This window comes from Algibacter lectus, from assembly GCF_900112395.1.
GTDB classification, from domain to species: domain Bacteria; phylum Bacteroidota; class Bacteroidia; order Flavobacteriales; family Flavobacteriaceae; genus Algibacter; species Algibacter lectus.
Window position 1 is genome coordinate 626,965 of sequence record NZ_FOLN01000002.1, and the last position, 20,989, is coordinate 647,953.

The following is a 20,989-nucleotide window of genomic DNA, read 5'->3' on the forward strand; positions in this document are numbered from 1 at the left end:
GGTATCTAATCTTTCTTTAAATATTCTCTGCTTTTTTTAGTTAAACTTTTCTGGGTTTTTCATCATGTAATTAATGAGTTTCCCTATTTCTTCATTTTTATATTGTAATTCTTGTCTTTTTTCTTTTGAAATATAATCGCAAGCTAATGCAAAATCGAGCCATAATTGTGTTTCGGAATTTTCACTATCCGCATCGGATAGTTTACTTTTATAATGTTTTCATACTGGCGTTTTCTATAACCCTCAGCAATATTTGAACATACCGATCGACTTGATCTGACTATTTGAGAAATTAAAGCATATTGCTCAGAATTAGGAAAGCTTTTAGTGAGATGAAATATTTCCATCGCTAAATCGAATCCTTTTTGATAAGCCAATAATGTTTTAAAACTCATTTTATTTCAATTCTTCTACTTTATACTTTTTTCCTCCTTCACATTCAAATACGCTATGACTGCCTACTGAATACTGCAACTGAGTACTTTTCTACTTTTTAATATCTATTTTTAAACCCGAGACTTCAAACGGTGCTTTCGCTAATCCGTCTAACAACTCTGGCGTTTTATTGTATAATAATTGAATAATACGGTGTGGTGCAAAAATGTATTTCTGCTTAAATACCGTATCCCATTTTTGGAGGGTTTGCTTGCTAAAAAAACTACCTTCTTTAAATTCACTTCCAGATGCAACTTCGTCTATTTCTAAAGAAATGGCATAAGACTCTAAGGGAATTTCCTTTTTAGCAATAGATTCTAAAATAGTATGGGTTACTAAGTTTTCATCTTTTGCAAATACGTTGTGTATAGGTCCCAAATCAACACGCTTTATAAGTTTAGGAGATACTTTAGGCAATTTCCTATCTATGGTATACGCCATAGTATCTAACGACATTTTACGATCTGATGTGTTTTTTAAGACCTCGTAAATTTCATCCTTGTAATCGTTTATTCGGCTACCATCATAATTAAAGTACATAAAACAGATAAACGGTCTGTTTAACGACACATCAAAAAACGACCAGCTTATTAATAAGTCTGCTATCGAGTTCTGCGGTGCGCCCAATATTTTGCCTTGTACAAAACGATTAAAAATATATTCTTTCTTTACTGATGAATAATACACAATAGATGCCGCTTGAAACAACTTTCGTTTAGAAATTGGTTGTTTTTTGTGCATTAGAGTGTTTAAAAAATCTTCTTTTAAAGTTGCTATTGGTGTTAGCTTTTCTAAATATTCTTGGCGCAATTCTAGATCGTTAAACAGATACCGGAATTCTAAATAATTTGGAAAACCAGACTCGGTTAAATCGACTTTCATATTATCTTCATCGTCATACATATATTTAATACGCATGGCTTCGATGGAATATAATAGTAAATCTGAATATTGCTTGAATAACTGAACTTCTTGCTCATTACAAAGTTTTTGCCTTTGCACGGCCACTATAAGTTCTTTAAAAACAAAGTCGACCATTTTATGATAAAAGACATACTGCTCCTTGGAATCGAGAATGGCAGAGTCTAATGGTGTAACTATTTGGTTTATTGACATTTATTTTAATTAAATATGAATCTTTACAGATTGTTTATTTTGATGTTCTTTCGAAAATAACATCGCCTGTTTTTAATAACACCTTTCCTGCCTTTATGCTTCTGGATAGGTGAATTACACTTAAATCTTTTCCGTTTCTTAAATATTCAAGAATAACCCCATTTTCTAAATTGGCGTTTGGCCCCATAATTTTAATGGAATTCTCGGTTTCTCTAGTACTCCAAGCCCCTATAATCGTTTTAATTTCATCGCCTTTGGAAATTAAAAAATGAGCAGTATAATCTTTTTTGAAATCAATTTCGAGAATAGAACTAGCTCTATATTTTTTAGCGGCTGGTGAATAACTATTTTGAATCCACTTACCAATAAAGTCCTTATCATCCTGATTTTGGTTGATACTTGTTATTGTATGGTTTGTTCTAGGTTGAAAAGCAGCTTTAGTTTTAAAAGATGTTAAGGTGATAAAAGCAGATAAAACAATGATGATTTGTAATGATTTCATTTGGCTATTTTAAAGTAACATCTGTTTTAAAAACTGGCCTTTGATATAATCCTGCGTTAAGGATTGAACGGCCTGTTTGAGCTCCTCGACCTTAGGAGGGAGCGCGTAGTGAAAGCCTGACTTTTTATGATACTGCAAGGTTTACTAAAAAAACCTTGCAGTGTTGTAAAAAGGAACGCCCACTTTTTTATAAGTGTTTTGTTCTTTACTTTTTTAGCTTAGCAAATCGTCTTCGGTAGCTTCTGGTTTTGGCTTTCCTGCTGGTTCGCCACCATCACCTTGTGGTGCATTTGCATCTGCTTTGTAATAATCTTCGAAAATTTCTTTCATGTCGATACCATAACGCTCTGCAAAGTTTTTTTGAATTTCACCATCTTTAGCACGAATTTCTTGTAAAGCCTCTGCATAACTGCTGTAAACACCTTGCATAACTTTTTCGTGAACAGGTATATTGTCCATCATATCTTGACGCGCTTTAGCACTTGCAGTATGCATAGATGCTAAGGTTTGGCCAATATGCTCATCGGTTTTTACACCTAAATGCTCTAGAATTGCAGCAAATTCTTGATCGGTTCTAGCTTTTAAAGCCACAACATAACCATCGTAATATTTAAGACGTTCTTCGGTATCCGACTTTAATTTTGCACGATGCGTTTGCAAGTTGCTACGTAAAGACGTTAATACTTTTATTGTTAAATTATGCTTGTGCACAAAACTATCTTTACTGGCAGCTAGCGTAGTATAAGCGTTTTTAAGACCTTCTAACTCTTCTACTTTTTGCTCTAAAGCCGTCATTTTACCAATAGCCTCAGAATACTCAGTAGATTGTTTATCGGCAATATCTTCTAGTTCTTGGCGCGCTTGTTTTAATAAAGCGTACTGCTCTTCTAGCTTTCCTTCTACTTCTTTCTTTTTCTCTAAAGCTTTAGTATGGTTTTTAGAAGCTTCTACAATAGCATCTTTTAGTTTTTCTTCAACCTCTTTAATTTCTACTTCACGATTTTTTAAACGTGTTACAGCAGCTTGAGATTTGTATGACAACTCACTTAAAAGTGTTTGTATATCGGCACTTTCTATACGCTCTTGAAACATAGCTTTTGCCTTATTATCGGCTCCTGCACGTACTTTCTCGGCTTCTTTATATTCGGCTTGTTCTTTTTTAATTTTGCTTTTACGTCCCCATAGATTATTCCACCAAGTGTCTGCCTTATTTTCGGCATCCTCTAACTCTATTCTAGCACGCTCTAATGCTTTTTGAGCATCGTCGATTACTTTTTGTTCTGTTGGATTTAATGCTGAAAATTTTTCGAACATAATACCAACTTCATCTTGATAATCTGTTAAATCTTTAATAGCATCTAAAAGTGTAGAACGGTCTTTTTCTGCCATATGAACAACATCGTCCAAGGTGGCGTTTAGAATTTTTTGACGCACTTCTGGGTCATCCTCTTGAGACAATTTAGATTTCATGGTGTCTATGGCTTTTCCCCAATTGACATCTACTTTTTCTGTTTTTTCGTTGGAAGAGGTTTCTAATAAATCAAAATCGTCGGACATACTGATACTTTATTATTTAAGATTAAACATTTTTTTTGCGTAAGCAATTTCGGTAAAATTTGTGAGTTGTAAAAGTAAAACCAAAATATAGTTCTTTTGGTGTTTAAATTTCACTTTTAATTCCTACAAAATATAAGTCTATCACTTTAAAAAAATGTTACACCTCCTTTTATATTTTTAGTTTAAACCCCTACTGTAAAGACAAATAGAAACTCCTTTTTGTAGTAAAAAACTTTGATAAAGTTGTGAATAATAATTAAATAGAGGAAAAACCTTATAAAAAAAACATTATCTTTGGTGAGCTATTAATTATACTTTACGAAAAACATGTTGAATTTTCAACTACATATAGTATCGTTAACAATTGTACTTGTGTCCCAATCTGCAATCGCAACTATACTTACTATTGTACTTATCTTTTTTGCCGCACTGCTATGCCTTGGTGTGAGAAAATCTTATTTGCTACAGAAGGAGAATGAGCGCTTAGAAGCCATGAATCCTCAAATAGAAGATGAAAAAGATAAGCCTTACAAAGATTTTACACAAAGCCACATGTACGATAAAAAATAGCTGTTTTGAATACTAATATTATTTTAAGCGTTTTTAGATTACAAAGAAAACAAACTGTTTTTTTAGAAAATATAAACCCATGAATTTATAATTCGTAAACCCCATAATATGCAGAATACAACAGAGCACCTAAATAGCTTAAACACTCTAATTTCAATTCTCTCTATCGCATTTATTACAATGTTAGTTTTATTTACATTAAACCTATACAAGGTATATAAATTAAAAAAGAAAAACTCTCTACTAGAAACGGAATTGAGGGCGTTAAAAACAAACGCAGAACACGCTTAAAAAAAAACCATTTACATAGAATTTATCATAAAAAAACACCCACTTTTCAGTGGGCGTTTTTTTTAATTTTATACTGTAGAAAAATTATCTAACTAGTTTTTTGTACTTAATTCGTTTTGGCATTAAATCTCCACCAAGACGTTTCTTTTTATTTTCCTCATAATCAGAGAAACTACCTTCGAAGAAATAGACTTGCGAATCGCCTTCAAAAGCTAAGATATGTGTACAGATACGATCTAAAAACCAACGGTCGTGACTAATAACAACAGCACAACCTGCAAAGTTTTCTAAACCTTCTTCTAAAGCTCTTAATGTATTTACATCTAAATCATTGGTTGGCTCATCAAGAAGCAATACGTTTCCTTCTTCTTTAAGCGTCATAGCTAAATGCAAACGATTACGCTCTCCACCTGAAAGTAATTTCACCTTCTTGTTTTGCTCACCACCAGAGAAATTAAATCGACTTAAATAAGCTCTAGAATTCACTTCCTTTCCGCCCATCATTACCAATTCTTGCTCATCACTAAAGTTTTGCCAAATTGTTTTTTCTGGATCTATATTAGAGTGTTTTTGATCTACATAAGCCAACTTAGCCGTGTCTCCAACTTTAAACTCACCTTTATCTGGAGTTTCCTCACCCATAATCATTCTAAAAATAGTGGTTTTACCAGCACCATTTGGCCCAATAACACCAACTATACCAGCTTGAGGTAGGTTGAAGTTTAAATTATCATACAACAACTTATCATCGTAACCTTTGGCAACACCAGAAGCTTCGATAACATTGGTACCTAAACGAGGTCCGTTCGGGATGTATATTTCTAATTTTTCGTCAAGTTGTTTTTGATCTTGACTCATTAATTTGTCGTAATTATTTAAACGCGCTTTCTGCTTCGTTTGGCGCCCTTTTGCTCCTTGACGTACCCATTCTAGCTCACGTTCTAACGTTTTTTGACGTTTAGAAGCTGTTTTGCTTTCTTGAGCCATACGTTTAGATTTTTGATCTAACCAAGATGAGTAGTTTCCTTTCCATGGAATACCTTCACCTCTATCTAGTTCTAAAATCCAACCTGCTACGTTATCCAAAAAGTATCTATCGTGCGTTACAGCAATTACAGTACCCTTATATTGTGCCAAATGATGCTCTAACCAATGTACAGATTCTGCATCTAAGTGGTTGGTAGGCTCATCTAAAAGTAATACATCTGGTTCTTGTAAAAGTAAACGACATAATGCTACACGACGCTTTTCTCCACCCGATAATACACCAATTTTTTTATCGCCGTCTGGAGTACGTAACGCATCCATAGCAATTTCTAATTTAGTATCTAATTCCCAAGCGTTAGACGCATCGATTTGGTCTTGAAGTTCCGCTTGGCGGTTCATCAATTTCTCCATTTTATCAGCATCAGAATATACTTCTTCTAAACCAAACTGATCATTAATTTTGTTGTACTCATCAAGAATAGCAACCGTTTCGGCAGCACCTTCACGCACAACTTCTATTACAGTTTTATCATCATCTAATTGTGGTTCTTGTTCTAAATACCCAACTGAATAATCTTGAAGAAACGTAACATCACCTTGATAGTTTTTATCGACACCGGCGATAATTTTTAACAAAGTCGATTTCCCCGATCCGTTAAGACCTAAAATTCCAATTTTAGCTCCGTAAAAGAAACTTAAATAAATGTTTTTTAATACAGGTGTATTTGCACCCGGAAATGTCTTGGTTAAACCAGACATTGAAAATATTATTTTTTTATCGTCACTCATTTTTTGTAATTATCTATTTAAAATGGTTTAAGATTTTAATTATTGTGTTTAAATTCTAAATTTAAACACGTCCTTTTAGCGCGTTAAACACCCAAGCCACAGCAAAAAAGCCGAAACCTACAGCTGCAAAACCCCAGCCAGCAACATCATCATATCGAAAAGCGCCTAATGCTATTAAACCTAATCCTACGAAAATCATTATGATTGTAGCCCAAGCTAAAACCGTGTTTTTATTCATTGCCATATTCTTTCTCTTGTATTGATGGTTAGTCTAAAGGCAAATATCGGATTTTTACCAGTAAAACTAAAGTTCTATTCATTATATTTTTTAAAGATTACTTATTCATGTATGAATTAGAAATATAAGAATAAAGCAAAACACGAACGCCTTTCTTATTCTTTTAATCACTTTTCACCAATTATATTAAACACTTCTCAATTAACTTTTATTTAATAATAAAACCATAATCAACACCGCTTGTAACTCCTATTTTTGCAGTTGATTAAAATCTAATTGAATGAACAAAGCCCTACTTTCTTTAGCTATTGGCGGATTCGGAATTGGCCTTACCGAATTTGTAATTATGGGTATATTACCCGATATAGCAACCTCTTTTGATATTAGTATCCCTATGGCCGGACATTTTATTTCGGCTTATGCTTTAGGTGTAGTTGTTGGTGCGCCAACACTTACCGGTTTAGGTAGCAAATGGCCGGCACACAAAGTGCTATTGCTTTTAATGCTATGGTTTACAGCATTTAACACCTTATCATCTTTCGCAACTGGATATAATTCTTTTATAGTCTTACGTTTTTTATCAGGCTTACCACATGGTGCATTCTTTGGAATTGGAGCTGTAGTTGCCGGGAAATTATCTAAAAAAGGAAAGGAAGCACAAGGCATCGCCATAATGTTTAGTGGTTTAACCTTTGCGAACTTATTAGGAGTTCCGTTAGGAACGTATTTAGGTAAGCATTTTAACTGGAATGTTTCTTTTTTAATGGTTGGTATTGTTGGTGTTTTGGCTGTTTTAGCAGTTAAATTTTGGATGCCTACTTTAAAACAATCTTCAGAAAATAGTTTTATTAAAGAGTTTAAAATCTTTAAGCGTTTAGAACTATGGCTTATTATATTACTAACAACCATAGGTACTGGAGGCTTCTTTGCTTGGTACAGCTATATTGCTCCATTAATTACCGACGTTGCAGGGCATGATAAACAAGTGGTGTCTTATGCCATGATTCTTGCTGGCTTAGGTATGGTTATCGGTAACGTTATAGGTGCCAAACTTGCCGAAAAACTCCAACCTATAATGGCGGTATTAATCACACTTGTATTTATGGCTGTTTGTTTAGTATTAAACACCTATTTAGCTTCCGATAAAGTTATGGTTTTAGTGATGACATTTGTAATTGGCATGGTAACATTTTGCTTATCAACTCCAATTTCGCTAGCCATTATAAATGCTTCTAAAGGCGCCGAAACTTTAGGCTCTTCACTAAACCAAAGCGCCTTTAATGTTGGTAATGCAGCTGGTGCTTACTTTGCGGGCTTACCAATTGCAATGGGTTATGGTTATACATCGGCCGATTGGGTTGGCGCAGGTATGGCGGCTTTTGGTGTTTTTATTGCCTTCGGAATTATTCTATATAGAAATTATCGCTTTAAGCGGAAAAATAAAATGAAAGCGTGCTACTCTTAATAGCAATTTAAAATATTTTCAAAATGAAAAAGACTGTCTAAATTTAATTTAAACAGTCTTTTTTTATATCTTAATTTTCAAAGTTTTAGAACAACATCGGTACTTCTATAAAAAGTAAACTAGCATCTTCTTTTGAGTGAATTTCAAATGTATTTGTTTCTGAAACACCTATGGCATCCCTAGAGTTTAAAATTGAATTATTGATGATTACTTCTCCAGAAATCGTCATGACATAAACACCATGATTGTCAGATTTCAAATTATAACTGAAGGTGTTGTCTTTATCCAAATCTATTCGAGAAATTACCGCATCTTGATGAATTTTTAAACTTTCATCATGGACTTCATCTATTGAGGTTACCAAGATTTGAAGTTTGTTTTTCCTTTCATCTACATTGAACATTTTTTGATCATATCTAGGCGTTACGTTTTCCTTATTTGGTATGACCCAAATTTGAAATAAAGATAAATGATCGTCTACCGAACCATTAATTTCAGAATGTTCTAAACCTGTTCCGGCCGACATAATTTGAACTTCACCAGGTAAAACCGCCTGCCATGCATCGTGCATAGAATCGCGATGTTTTAGCACGCCTTTTAACGGAATAGTAATAATTTCCATATTATCATGCGGATGCGTGCCAAAGCCCATTTTAGGAGCTATAACATCATCATTTAAAACACGTAAAGCTCCAAAATTTACTTTTTCTGGATTATGAAAATTAGCAAAACTAAAAGAATGATTGGCCTGCAACCATCCATGATTAGCAAACCCTCTACTATCTGCTGTATGAATTATTGTTTTCATAGTATTATACGTTTTTATTAAAACCTCAGCTTAAAATTTCAAAAACTATTTAAAGTTAAAAAGCTGTATTATTATCTCATTTTATCAAGCAAATCGCTTAATTGTCCTGCTTCTTCTTCATTTAAATTTTTAAACAAATCAGAATTCAATGTATTTGGTATAGATTCTAATAAATCAATGCCTTTTTTGGTGATTTCTATATTAACCACACGCCTATCTTCCTTAGAAGGCAAACGTTCTATATAATCTTTGGCATACAATTTATCCATTAATCGTGTTGCATTAGGTGCACGCTCTACCATCCTATCTTTTATCACTTGCACACTTAACGGCTCTTTGGCACCATTTAAAATTCTTAAAATATTGAATTGTTGTGCAGAAATACCAAAGGGTTTAAAAAACTCAGTTTGGTAACTCGCAATCCAATTAGCTGTGTAAAGAACGTTAAGCATCGCTTTTACCCTATTGCTGGGGAATTTCGAATTGATATCTTTACTTATATCGCCCACAATTATAGACTATTTTGAAGTTTATTAACTGCTTCTTTTAACTGAGCATCTAGTGCGTTGTCTACTATTTTATTTTCCTTAAAATTTTCACCGAAAAAAGGAAGTGAAAAACTCTCTACAATGTTTCCATCATGAAAAGGAAAACGGCCTTTAGCAATCTCTAAAACAGATAAACCCCCTCGCCCACCTGGTGATGTTGCCATAAGTAACATTGGTTTTTTGAAAAATAATTTACCTTCAATTCTAGACATCCAATCAAACAAGTTTTTAAAAACCACAGAATACGCCCCATTATGTTCTGCTAACGATAATATAATGCCATCTGTGCTTTTAAGCATTTCTAAAAACCGATGTGCATCTTTTGGAATGCCATGTTCATTTTCATGATCCATACCATAAAGTGGTAAATCAAAATCGTTTAAATCTAACACAGTAGTTTCTACATTTTCAACCAAACTCGCTGCGTAAGTTGCTAACTGCTTGTTAATAGATTGTTTACTATTACTTCCTGCAAATGCTATAATTTTTTTCATAATTATTTATTTATTCTTTTATTAAAAATATACGATACTATTAAAAACACTAACGCTAGTGCTGCTGTCATGTGTCCGCCATCATTCACCATTATATGCGCAAAAAAAGCTAAAACGAAAGCAAAAAAGAAACCTGAATAAGCCCACTCTTTTAATGCCTTAAAGTTAGGATTCCATACTGCAAATAAACCAAGTAATTTTAAACCTGCATACGGATAAATTAAATACGGCGGGTAACCTAAACTAGTAAATGCGCCAACAATAGCTTCATGTTTAAAAACATACATGTAAACCGAAAACAATACAATTACAGATAATAAACCTGTTGCGATATAAAATATAATTTTATCTCTTTTCATCTTATTTTTATTTCAATATTAGAGTACAAAACTAATCAAAATAAATTTATATTCCAAGGAATATATTTCCATGTAATATATTTTAACAAAACATTCGCTTTAAAATTGATTACGGGTTTTGTAAATTCGTGCAAATAAAATTTCGACCATGGACATTAACTTCAATAAAAACGAAGATCATAATAAACTCTTACTTTCCGAATTAAAAAAACGCCTTGTTAAAGTAAAACTCGGTGGCGGAAAAAGTCGTATCGAGAAACTGCATAGTAAAGGTAAAATGACGGCTAGAGAGCGTATTGACTTTTTATTAGATCCAAAAAAGAAATCTATTGAAATTGCCGCCTTTGCCGGTGAAGATATGTACGCCGAACATGGCGGATGCCCTTCTGGTGGTGTGGTTGTAAAAATGGGTTATGTAAAAGGTAAACAATGTATTGTGGTTGCTAATGATGCTACTGTAAAAGCTGGAGCTTGGTTCCCCATTACTGGGAAGAAAAACTTGCGTGCCCAAGAAATTGCTATAGAAAATAGACTGCCTATTATCTATCTTGTAGATTCTGCCGGTGTGTATTTGCCTTTACAAGACGAAATTTTCCCAGATAAAGAACATTTTGGACGCATTTTTAGAAATAACGCTATAATGAGTAGTATGGGTATTACTCAAATTGCGGCCGTTATGGGAAGTTGTGTTGCTGGTGGTGCTTATTTACCAATTATGAGCGATGAAGCTTTAATTGTAGACAAAACAGGTAGTATATTTTTAGCTGGGAGTTACTTAGTAAAAGCTGCCATTGGTGAAAGTATAGATAATGAAACTTTAGGCGGCGCGACAACACATTGCGAAATATCGGGTGTTACCGATTATAAAGCTAAAGATGATGCCGATGCTTTAAATACTATTAAAAATATTATTGATAAAATTGGTGATTTTGATAAAGCGGGATACAACCGTAGTGAAGCTAAAAAACCAAAAGAAAACCCTGAAGATATTTACGGAATCTTGCCTAAAAGTCGTGCCGATCAATATGATATGTACGAAATTATTAAGCGCGTAGTCGATAACTCGGAGTTTGATGAATATAAAGCTGGTTACGGACAAACCATAATTACAGCTTACGCGCGTATTGATGGTTGGGCTGTTGGCATTGTTGCCAACCAACGTAAATTGGTTAAAACTGCTAGTGGAGAAATGCAATTTGGTGGTGTTATTTATAATGATAGCGCCGATAAAGCCACACGTTTTATTGCCAATTGTAACCAAAAGAAAATTCCGTTAGTATTTTTACAAGATGTTACTGGCTTTATGGTAGGTAGTAAAAGTGAGCATGGCGGTATTATAAAAGATGGTGCAAAAATGGTAAATGCAGTAAGTAATTCTGTGGTGCCAAAATTTACTATTATTATAGGAAATAGTTACGGTGCCGGAAATTATGCCATGTGTGGAAAAGCCTACGACCCAAGATTAATTGTAGCTTGGCCAAGTGCTGAACTTGCGGTTATGAGCGGAAACTCTGCTGCAAAAGTATTACTTCAAATAGAAAAAGCATCTTTACTTAAAAAAGGAGAAGAAATTACTCCAGAAAAAGAAGCTGAACTTTTTAATAAAATTAAAGATAGATATGATAGTCAAGTATCTCCATACTATGCGGCTGCCCGTATTTGGACCGATGCTATTATAAACCCACTAGATACAAGAACCTGGATTAGTATGGGTATTGAGGCTGCTAACCACGCTCCTATTGAGAAGCCATTCAATTTAGGGATTTTACAGGTTTAAGGATTCAATCTTCTTATAAAATAAAAAACTCTCAGGCTAATTAGTAACCTGAGAGTTTTTTGTCTAATTCAAAATATGTTTTCTATTACATACTTACGGTGCCTACTTCAATTTCATCTTCTTTTTTATTTAAGCGCAATATTCTAATTTCCTTCTTTTCATTTTTTCTTCCATAATTAGTAAATATGGTCACCTTTAAAGTTGTTGGTCCAGATATTTTTTGAACCTGATCGGCATAATAATCTACAAGAATTTCATAATCTCCTTTCGAAGCTTTTTTAATCATGAATTCTTCTGGACCATAACCTTCAGTTATATCTTCAGAAAGTCGCCCGCCATCTTTAGAGGTCTTATTACTGTAGAGTACTTTTTCGTCGTTAGGATTTTCAACCCAAAGATCTAAATCTGTATCATTATGGTTCCAATCTATCACAACTCTAATATCTACATCAAATGTTTTAAGTAACTTTCTTTGATTTTCAGTTAATGTTATCTCGTCTTCATGTTGCGACGCCAAGTGGCACGCTTCTACATAGGCAATGTGCTCAATACCATAAAAACGTTCATCTTCATCTTTTTCTAGTAATTCGCCCTTTACAATTCTAAATAAGATGTCAAAGGCTTTTTGATATTCACCTACGGCTTCATAAGCTAATGCTAAATCGCGATAAGAATGAGGTTCTTCTGGTCTTAATTTCAAAATCTCTTGAAAAACATAAACCGCTAAAGCGTCTTCTTTAAAATACTGCAATTTATAGGCTAAGGCTCTACTAAGTTCATGGTTATCTAAATCTATTTCAATTAAATTAGTTACAATCTGCACCGCTAATTCCCTTTGATTAATAGAATCGAAATACTCTGCGATATCCATAAAAAATGTTGGTGTGTTTTTATACGTTTCTCGTAATTTTAAATACGCATTATAAGCTATTTCCGGAGTTTCAGATTTAGATAAGTTTACCAAGTACTCTGCTTTAGGCGACCAGGGCTTGAAAACAATTTCTTCGTCAATCTTTCTATTTAATGCTTCAATTTTTTCTTTGTTTTCCAGTATTCCGCTTTTAGTTGAAATGAGAATAACACCATTTGAAGCTCTACTTCCATAAATAGAACTCCCTGCTCCATCTTTTAAAACTCTAATATTATCAATGTTTTTTGCCGAAATATCTTTAAAATCTTCCTCTGAATACACGATACCATCAACAACATATAATGGTGCATTCTCACTATCATTCAAATTTAATCCATGAACACGAATTGAAGCATCATCTGTATTGTTCGGTGCTCGTTTTGACTCCATATTTAATCCCACAACACGCCCTTGCAAAGCTTCAACTACTATATTTTCGTTTTCTATACTTTCCGAAGAAACTGCTGTAACAGCGCCAGTAACATGAGTTCTTTTTTGCACGCCATAACCAACCACAACAACTTCATCTAAAGACGACGTATCTTCTTTTAAAGCTACATTAACAACAAAATTTGAACCAAGAGTTACTTCTTCAGTTAAAAAGCCAATGTAAGAGTAGACCAAAATTGATCCGAACTCTGCATTAATCATATACTTACCATCAAAATCTGTAACAGCAGCAAAAACATCATTTTTCACATAAATATTTACACCAGGAAGCGGTTCTCCGCCAATACTCGTAACATAACCACTAATTATCCTTTTAGTAGAATCTATAACTCGCGTAAAACCTGAATTTGATGTATTTGAATTTACACCAGGTGCTCCATTATGCTGTGACGGTGTTGTATTCGTTTCTGTTCGCTCTTGTCTAGGTTTTTTAAAATCTTTTATATTTTTAGAAAAATCTTTACTGTACCATCTCATTAAATCTTTGTATTCCGAAAGCAAATCATGTTTTCTACTTTCTACTTGTTTTAATCTATATGCTTCGTTGGCTTCTTCTTGTTTTATAAGCTCTTTATATCTTGCTTTCAATTCTGTTGGAGGTTCAATTTTATAACGTGCATAATCTTCAACACGATCTAAAATTATCATAGAGGTATATGCTGTAATCAAATGTTTTTTTAATGCTAATTGAATAATTTTATCTTTATTTTCTTCGGAATTTCCTTTTAAATAATTCAGCTTTTGCTTTGCCCACAAACGTTTTACAATTGGACTATTTTCTAGATTTTCTAGATTAACCTTTACCCTATCTATTACATCATTGTTATGGCCGAATAACAATTCTATGGTTGTATTGGCTTTAAACTTTCCCGATAACGAAAAATCTTCATTTACAATAGTGTTTTTTAACGGATAGACTTCATATATCTTATCATTTTCAGCAACTCCTAAAAACTTATAATTCTCTCTTGTAATAGTTTTTATAGCTTGTTTCACCTCAACGTTAGATAGGTTTACATAATTTGCTTGACTTGTATGCGCCAACTGAGAAAGCCTGTTATGGTTTGCTGATGTTAAAGAATTAATAGCATAAATAGCACCATGATTTGTTGGCTTAAAATCGCCTAAATTAAACATACCATCTGTAAAGAGTAAATTGGTTTCAGTAATATAATTTCCTAAATCAATGTAAGATGTGCCACCATCGTAAACTACATTTTCGAGGGCTTTTTTAACCGCGTTCCAATTTCCGTTTTTTATATTATATGTAGTATTACTTCTAATTTTATTATTAAACACAACCACATTCAATTTAACATTTTCTAGATATTGTAAATAGGCATCTAACAACTCAAATTCTTTATCTAGTTTTCTGCGTTCCATAGAATATGATGCATCCCAAAAAACAGTAATAGCCTTTGGTTTCGATTTTAATCGTGATTTTGGTTTAAAAGATTTATAAAAATTAAAATAATCATTGTAAGTGGTTAAGTTGGCTTCATCTTCCAACCTCATTTCTAAAGTAATGGTGTTTCTAGGAATAAAATTTTCAGCTTTAAAATGCGCTTTTTTAACTCCTAATGCATTTTTAAACTTCAAATTATTATAGATAGAAGTATCTGTAATTTGAATATTTTTCTTTCCGAAGGCATTTATTTCTATAGAAAAATGAGATAACTTATTTTCAAAATTTAAAGGTATTTGGTAGCTGTGCTTTTGGTTATTGGCAACAAGTGTTTGCTCGTAAGTTATTTCTATCTCTTTATAACCTCTAGCTGGAATTGGGTAAACTCTAGCTTTATAGTTGTTCCCTTTTGTCATCTCTAACAAACCCGGATCTATGGTTTTTCTTATTGTGCTTTCGTAAGCTACGCGTCCTAATTCTTTTTCTACAATAGCAGCATGCCTCATGCTTCCATTAACATCCATAGCGAAATCTGTAACCGATTGTCCTTGACCTAAAGGAAACGCCAACTCGCCTTCTAATACAGTATTTGAGCCATTATAAAATTTCATTTTATAAGTGGTTAAAGCCACATTACCTGTAATGTTAACCTCAACATTTAAATTAACAAGTTTTAATGTAGAGTTATCTTTTAATTTAACTTCTGGAATGTTTTGAGCATACAAGCTTACACTCAAAAAAAGACATAATAATTGGAAGTAGTACTGTTTCATAATAAGTAATGAATTTTAGGTTCTAGATAAAACTATGCTTATTACAGCACTTAGAAAAATGACGATGAGTGAAACTAACTTTTGATTGAGTGTAGAGTAAAAAATCGTCATATGGTTCAAAATTACCCATTAAAAGTCGAATTAAAATTTAAATCTTATTTTTGCTTCATATAGCTATAACTCCCTAACATGAAATATTTAATTACCCTACTCCTTTTATTATGGAATATCTCTGTCTTTTCGCAAACAGAATTTACCTCCATTTGGAATACAGCAAATACTGAATCTGGATCTTCTGCCGATAATGAAATTTCCATACCTACTAATCCTAGTTACACTTATAATTACACCATAGATTGGGGAGACGGACAAACAGACTCCGCCGTTACTGGTGATATTACACATACCTACACAGCTCCAAACACATATACTATTAAAATAAGTGGAGACTTTCCTTCTATTTATTTTAATAACTCGGGCGATAAAATAAAAATAATAGAAATCTTATCCTGGGGCACTATTGAGTGGCAAACTATGGAAAATGCTTTTTATGGTTGTGAAAACTTAAATTTTGACGCCATAGATTCTCCAGATTTATCGCAAGTGACCACTCTAAGGAACATGTTTAAAAATGCTGAATCTTTTAATGGCATTATTAATAATTGGAACACAAATACTATTACAGATTTATCAGGATTATTCTATGGTGCAGTAATTTTTAACAGACCTCTAGATTTATGGAACACCGGTAATGTAACCGATATGTCTGAAACATTTTATCTCGCTAGAACTTTTAATGAGCCATTAGATAATTGGAATACAGCACAGGTAACAAACATGGCCGACATGTTTCATTCTGCATCTAGATTTAACCAAAACATAAATAATTGGGATGTTAGCAGAGTGACAACAATGGCAAACATGTTTTATAGTGCAAATAGCTTTAATGCGCCTTTAAATAGCTGGGTAGTTGATACGGTTACCGATATGTCTGGTATGTTTTATTCTTCAGATTTTAACCTTTCACTTTCTAGCTGGAATGTTAGTAATGTAACAGACATGTCTAGAATGTTTGGACAATCGGAATTTAACCAACCTATAGAAAACTGGGATGTTAGTAATGTAACAAACATGAGTTCTATGTTCTATAGACACAGAACATTTAATCAACCTTTAAATAATTGGGATGTTAGTAAGGTAACCAATATGACTAGCATGTTTGATGGTTGGATTTGGAGCGGTATATTTAATCAACCTTTAAATAACTGGGACGTTAGTAACGTAACAGAAATGACATACATGTTTAGAGATAATGCTTTTTTTAATCAGCCTTTAGATAATTGGGATGTTAGTAATGTTACTAATATGAAAGGGATGTTTGAAAACACCAAAGTATTCAATCAAGATATTACCGGTTGGGATGTTAGTAATGTTACAGATATGAGCTCAATGTTTCAAGAAACTGACGACTTTAATCAACCTATCGATATATGGAACGTTAGCAAAGTAACCAATATGAGTTCCATGTTTAATTCGGCTTTAGCTTTTAACCAAACATTAAGCACTTGGGATACCGCTGCGGTAACCAACATGTCTAGTATGTTTAGTTCTTATAATGTAACAACCGTTTTTAACCAACCCTTAAATAGTTGGGATACTGGCGCTGTCACTAATATGTCTAGCATGTTTAGAAATACTAGTACCTTTAATCAAGATTTAGGTTCATGGAACGTAAGTAATGTTACTAACATGAGCATTATGCTATCTGGTTCTGGACTTTCGCAAACCAATTATGATAATACACTTATAGGTTGGGAAGCACAAACGGTTAAAAACAACGTAACTCTAGGTGCTAGCGGCCTCAATTATTGCGATAGTAGAGATCAGCGTCAAAATCTTATAGATAACTCTGGCTGGAGTATCGATGGAGATATTATTAACTGTTCGTTTGTACTTTGTACATCTTTAGTTTCTCCGGTAAATGGAGATGTTAACGTGCCTTCGAACGCTAATTTAATTTGGGAAGCTGTACCCGGAGCTACTGGTTATAAAGTGAGCTATAGAATAGAAAATGGTGGTGCTACTACATTTACAGAAACCGATAAAGATGTTGGTAATGTTGTTGGTTTGGATTTCACATCAGACTTAACACCTGGCGATACCGTTTTTGTAACCATTGTACCGTACAATAATACCGATGGTGATGCCGTAGGTTGTACCGAAGAAAGTTTTAGCGTTATACCTAGTTGGGTAAATGACACAACTGCTTTTAAACTCACATTTGATACTAGCTTAACAGAAAGCTATACCTCTGCAGCAAACCAGCTTGAAATAGAAACCAATTCTGGGTATCCAGATTATTTAACCTACAACTATTCTATAGATTGGGGAGACGATCAATTTAATAACGACGTTACCGGAGACATCACGCATACCTATCTTTCGCCAGGCGTTTATACGGTAACCATTATTGGTGAATACCCTGCGCATTATTATTCTTATTTTTCAGATAATGTAAAACTAATATCTGTAGACCAATGGGGAACTCAGCCTTGGAAATCCATGAGAAACGCATTCTATAATTGCGAAAACATGGAGTATAATGCTACCGATGTCCCAGATTTGTCTCAGGTAACCAATATGTATCAAATGTTTTATCAAGCCAAACTTTTTAATGGCGATATTGATAATTGGGATGTTAGCAACGTTACAGATATGGGGATTATGTTCGCCGGAGCATCGGCTTTTAACCAACCTTTAAATAGTTGGGATGTTTCCAATGTTACCAATATGCAACTTATGTTTTTGTCTGCTACAACATTCGATCAACCATTAAACAATTGGATTACAAGTAGTGTTACCAATATGTCTAGAATGTTCGAAACGGCTTCTGTTTTTAACCAAGACATCAATTCTTGGAATGTTGCGGCGGTTACAACCATGGAAAAAATGTTCAATAGAGCTACTCTTTTCAATCAACCTCTAGATACTTGGGATGTCACGTCTGTAACCAATATGGAAGCCATGTTTAATTCAGCTTCAGCTTTTAATCAACCAATAAGTAATTGGAATGTTGCTGCAGTAACCGATATGAATTCTATGTTCAATTCTGCTTCAGCATTCAACCAAAATATAAATAATTGGAACGTAAGTGCCGTAACAAACATGAGCTCCATGTTTAATAGAGCATCCACATTTAATGAGCCATTAGATAATTGGAATGTTTCCTCGGTTACCAATATGCAGTCTATGTTTAATAGTGCAGACCTTTTCAACCAAAATATTAATACCTGGAACGTTACTAATGTTATCAATATGGCATCTATGTTTCAATCTGCCGAAATGTTTAATGAACCTTTAGATAATTGGGATGTAAATTCTGTGGTAAACATGTCTTCCATGTTCGAAAATGCAGAAACCTTTAATCAACCTATAAATACTTGGGATGTTAGTGCTGTGGCTAATATGACGTCGATGTTTGAAAATGCCTTAGCCTTTAATCAAGATTTAAATAATTGGGATGTAAGTTCTGTAACTCTAATGCCTTCTATGTTTGAAGATGCCCATGCTTTTAACCTACGGATAAATTCATGGAATGTAGCCTCTGTAACCAACATGGAGAGCATGTTTAAAAACGCTTTAGTTTTCAATCAAGCTTTGGATAATTGGGATACAGGTGAAGTTTTAACGACTTCTGAAATGTTTAGTGGCGCAGCAGATTTCAATCAAAACATAGACAACTGGAATGTTTCTTTTGTAAACACTATGGAAGCCATGTTTAAAAACGCTACAAGCTATAACCAAACCATGAATTCATGGAACGTAGCCTCTGTAACTACTATGGAAGATATGTTTAGTGGAGCCTCTGCTTTTAACGAAACCATTGATGGATGGAACGTAAGAGCCGTTACTACCATGGAAAACATGTTTTATAACGCAACCAGTTTTAATCAAACTATAAATAGTTGGCGAATTACTAATGTTTTAAACATGAGTGGTATGTTTAGAAACGCATTAGCCTTCAATCAAACTTTAGACCGTTGGGATATTGGAGCAACTAATATGCGCTATATGTTTAGTAACGCTACCGCCTTAAATCAAGAATTTACAGAGTGGGATGTTAGTCGAGTTACCAACATGCAATACATGCTAGATAATACCGCACTAACAAGAGAAAACTACGATGCTACATTAGTAGCTTGGTCTAAGCAAACCTTAACGCCGGGTATAAATCTAGGTGCTCAAGGATTACTGTATTGTGATGCTTTAGAAGAAAGACAATCTATGATAGATACTTACGGTTGGTCGTTTACAGGCGATATTCTAGATTGTCCTATTCCGGTTTGCACACAATTAATTTCTCCTACTAATGGAGATACAGACGTACCTGTTAACACCAATTTAAGTTGGGAACCTGCGCTTTATGCTCGAGGATATAGACTAACTGTTACAACACAACCTGGAAATATTGTACTAGTAAACAATGAATCAGTTACCGATCCTTCCTTTCAATTTACATCAGATTTTTTAGGAGGTGAATCTGTAGAAGTTACAATTACACCTTTTAATGACGAAGGAGAACCTACTGGCTGTATTACAGAAAGTTTCACTATTACCAACAATAGTGTACCAACAGTTCCTGAGTGTACCAACCTAACATTACCAACAAATGGTAGTATAGATGTGTCTGTTGAAACTAATTTAGAATGGATTCCAATTGCAAATGCAGACGGCTACCGCATTACTGCAGGAACAAATTCAGGAGCTACCGATTTACTAAATGATATAGATGTAAACAATGTAACCGTTTATGATTTACCAACAGATCTTCCGGAAAACACAATCATTTATGTTAGTATAACGCCTTATAATAGCACTGGAGATGCAATAACTTGTACTGAAGAAAGTTTCACGACAGAAATTATTCCTGTTGCTCCCGCATGTACTACTTTAACGCTTCCTTTAAATGGAGATACAAATGTATCAACAGATACTAATATTAGCTGGAATGCCGCACCAAACACTACAGGATATTTACTTACCGTAGGAACTACAGGAGGTGGTATTGAAATTCTGAACAATATTGATGTGGGCAATTTTACAACTTATGATCTTCCGGATGACTTACCTCCTAATAGATTAATTTTTGTTTCAATAACACCATATAATGAAGTTGGCGATGCTACAGGTTGTGATGAAGAAAGCTTTAGAACAGGTGCTTTTTCAGCATCAGATCCACCAAGTTGCACAACACTATCTACTCCCTTAAACAATGCAACCGATGTAGACGTTACAACAAATTTAACCTGGGATACCGCAACCAACGCCACAGGATATAGAATTTCCGTAGGAACAAGTGCTGGCGCTACCGATATTGTAAACAATGAAGATGTTGGAAACAACACTACTTATAACTTAACTTCAGATTTACCTGAAACGTCCACAATATTTGTCACTATTACACCTTACAACACCGTAGGTGATGCTACAGGATGTAATGAAGAATCTTTTACTA

Annotated in this window: 15 protein-coding genes and 1 pseudogene; 4 read left to right on the forward strand and 12 right to left on the reverse strand. The window is 33.9% G+C overall.

Annotated elements, in window-relative coordinates; translation table 11 throughout:
* Positions 1-36 precede the first annotated feature (36 nt).
* The 5 genes and pseudogenes from BM246_RS20205 to BM246_RS05735 form a co-directional block, all read right to left on the reverse strand.
* Positions 37-150 (reverse strand): annotated as a pseudogene (locus BM246_RS20205) (four helix bundle protein); the annotation flags it as partial.
* On the reverse strand, positions 144-395 hold the full coding sequence (locus tag BM246_RS05720; protein ID WP_317042974.1) for a four helix bundle protein: 252 nt from the start codon (positions 393-395) through the stop codon (positions 144-146). The pseudogene BM246_RS20205 and the gene BM246_RS05720, both read right to left, overlap by 7 nt.
* A gap of 91 nt (positions 396-486) precedes the next feature.
* A complete protein-coding gene (locus BM246_RS05725) occupies positions 487-1,551 on the reverse strand; it encodes a hypothetical protein (protein WP_074936399.1) in 1,065 nt (354 codons plus the stop codon).
* Positions 1,552-1,585: 34 nt separating this feature from the next.
* Positions 1,586-2,053, reverse strand: coding sequence for a hypothetical protein (locus BM246_RS05730; RefSeq protein WP_074936401.1), 468 nt, complete (start codon positions 2,051-2,053; stop codon positions 1,586-1,588).
* A 213-nt stretch (positions 2,054-2,266) separates the two neighbouring features.
* Positions 2,267-3,610 (reverse strand): coiled-coil domain-containing protein, encoded by a 1,344-nt coding sequence (locus BM246_RS05735; RefSeq protein WP_042503782.1) that lies wholly within the window; start codon positions 3,608-3,610, stop codon positions 2,267-2,269.
* Positions 3,611-3,982: 372 nt separating this feature from the next.
* Here BM246_RS05735 and BM246_RS05740 point away from each other — a divergent pair, with 372 nt between their 5' ends.
* Positions 3,983-4,180, forward strand: a complete 198-nt coding sequence (locus tag BM246_RS05740) for a hypothetical protein (RefSeq protein ID WP_231961824.1) — start codon at positions 3,983-3,985, stop codon at positions 4,178-4,180.
* A 375-nt stretch (positions 4,181-4,555) separates the two neighbouring features.
* Here BM246_RS05740 and ettA read toward each other — a convergent pair whose 3' ends face one another.
* Both ettA and BM246_RS05750 read right to left on the reverse strand, forming a co-directional pair.
* Positions 4,556-6,247, reverse strand: a complete 1,692-nt coding sequence (gene ettA, locus BM246_RS05745; RefSeq protein WP_074936405.1) for an energy-dependent translational throttle protein EttA — start codon at positions 6,245-6,247, stop codon at positions 4,556-4,558.
* Positions 6,248-6,308: 61 nt separating this feature from the next.
* Complete coding sequence (locus tag BM246_RS05750) at positions 6,309-6,491, reverse strand: CAL67264 family membrane protein (RefSeq protein ID WP_042494706.1); 183 nt, start codon at positions 6,489-6,491, stop codon at positions 6,309-6,311.
* A 274-nt stretch (positions 6,492-6,765) separates the two neighbouring features.
* Between BM246_RS05750 and BM246_RS05755 the strand changes: the two genes are divergently transcribed.
* Positions 6,766-7,950 carry an MFS transporter gene (locus BM246_RS05755; protein ID WP_042494705.1) on the forward strand — a complete coding sequence of 395 codons (1,185 nt, stop codon included), beginning with the start codon at positions 6,766-6,768 and terminating at the stop codon, positions 7,948-7,950.
* 85 nt (positions 7,951-8,035) lie between these two features.
* Here the strand turns inward: BM246_RS05755 and BM246_RS05760 are convergent, their stop codons facing one another.
* From BM246_RS05760 to BM246_RS05775, 4 genes are all read right to left on the reverse strand, one after another.
* Positions 8,036-8,758 (reverse strand): pirin family protein, encoded by a 723-nt coding sequence (locus BM246_RS05760; RefSeq protein ID WP_074936407.1) that lies wholly within the window; start codon positions 8,756-8,758, stop codon positions 8,036-8,038.
* Between the two features lie 71 nt (positions 8,759-8,829).
* Positions 8,830-9,267 (reverse strand): MarR family winged helix-turn-helix transcriptional regulator, encoded by a 438-nt coding sequence (locus BM246_RS05765; protein ID WP_052415272.1) that lies wholly within the window; start codon positions 9,265-9,267, stop codon positions 8,830-8,832.
* Positions 9,268-9,269: 2 nt separating this feature from the next.
* Positions 9,270-9,800 carry an NADPH-dependent FMN reductase gene (locus tag BM246_RS05770; RefSeq protein ID WP_074936409.1) on the reverse strand — a complete coding sequence of 177 codons (531 nt, stop codon included), beginning with the start codon at positions 9,798-9,800 and terminating at the stop codon, positions 9,270-9,272.
* 2 nt (positions 9,801-9,802) lie between these two features.
* Entirely contained in the window at positions 9,803-10,159 is a 357-nt protein-coding gene (locus tag BM246_RS05775) for a DoxX family protein (RefSeq protein WP_042494702.1), read from the reverse strand.
* A gap of 148 nt (positions 10,160-10,307) precedes the next feature.
* Here BM246_RS05775 and BM246_RS05780 point away from each other — a divergent pair, with 148 nt between their 5' ends.
* Positions 10,308-11,936: an acyl-CoA carboxylase subunit beta gene (locus tag BM246_RS05780; RefSeq protein WP_074936411.1), complete on the forward strand. Its 1,629-nt coding sequence runs from the start codon at positions 10,308-10,310 to the stop codon at positions 11,934-11,936.
* Positions 11,937-12,021: 85 nt separating this feature from the next.
* Here the strand turns inward: BM246_RS05780 and BM246_RS05785 are convergent, their stop codons facing one another.
* On the reverse strand, positions 12,022-15,474 hold the full coding sequence (locus BM246_RS05785) for a VIT domain-containing protein (protein ID WP_083415719.1): 3,453 nt from the start codon (positions 15,472-15,474) through the stop codon (positions 12,022-12,024).
* 189 nt (positions 15,475-15,663) lie between these two features.
* On the opposite strand from BM246_RS05785, the gene BM246_RS05790 reads away from it, so the two are divergent.
* The coding region (locus tag BM246_RS05790) for a BspA family leucine-rich repeat surface protein (RefSeq protein ID WP_074936415.1) at positions 15,664-20,989 on the forward strand (5,326 nt) is incomplete at its 3' end.

Bases quoted from the DNA above. Each gene is read 5' to 3' on its own strand.
- BM246_RS05750 (WP_042494706.1), bottom strand. From the start codon at position 6,491: ATGGCAATGAATAAAAACACGGTTTTAGCTTGGGCTACAATCATAATG.
- BM246_RS05720 (WP_317042974.1), bottom strand. From the start codon at position 395: ATGAGTTTTAAAACATTATTGGCTTATCAAAAAGGATTCGATTTAGCG.
- BM246_RS05785 (WP_083415719.1), bottom strand. From the start codon at position 15,474: ATGAAACAGTACTACTTCCAATTATTATGTCTTTTTTTGAGTGTAAGC.
- BM246_RS05725 (WP_074936399.1), bottom strand. From the start codon at position 1,551: ATGTCAATAAACCAAATAGTTACACCATTAGACTCTGCCATTCTCGAT.
- BM246_RS05770 (WP_074936409.1), bottom strand. From the start codon at position 9,800: ATGAAAAAAATTATAGCATTTGCAGGAAGTAATAGTAAACAATCTATT.
- BM246_RS05780 (WP_074936411.1), top strand. From the start codon at position 10,308: ATGGACATTAACTTCAATAAAAACGAAGATCATAATAAACTCTTACTT.
- BM246_RS05755 (WP_042494705.1), top strand. From the start codon at position 6,766: ATGAACAAAGCCCTACTTTCTTTAGCTATTGGCGGATTCGGAATTGGC.
- BM246_RS05730 (WP_074936401.1), bottom strand. From the start codon at position 2,053: ATGAAATCATTACAAATCATCATTGTTTTATCTGCTTTTATCACCTTA.
- BM246_RS05735 (WP_042503782.1), bottom strand. From the start codon at position 3,610: ATGTCCGACGATTTTGATTTATTAGAAACCTCTTCCAACGAAAAAACA.
- BM246_RS05775 (WP_042494702.1), bottom strand. From the start codon at position 10,159: ATGAAAAGAGATAAAATTATATTTTATATCGCAACAGGTTTATTATCT.
- BM246_RS05760 (WP_074936407.1), bottom strand. From the start codon at position 8,758: ATGAAAACAATAATTCATACAGCAGATAGTAGAGGGTTTGCTAATCAT.
- ettA (WP_074936405.1), bottom strand. From the start codon at position 6,247: ATGAGTGACGATAAAAAAATAATATTTTCAATGTCTGGTTTAACCAAG.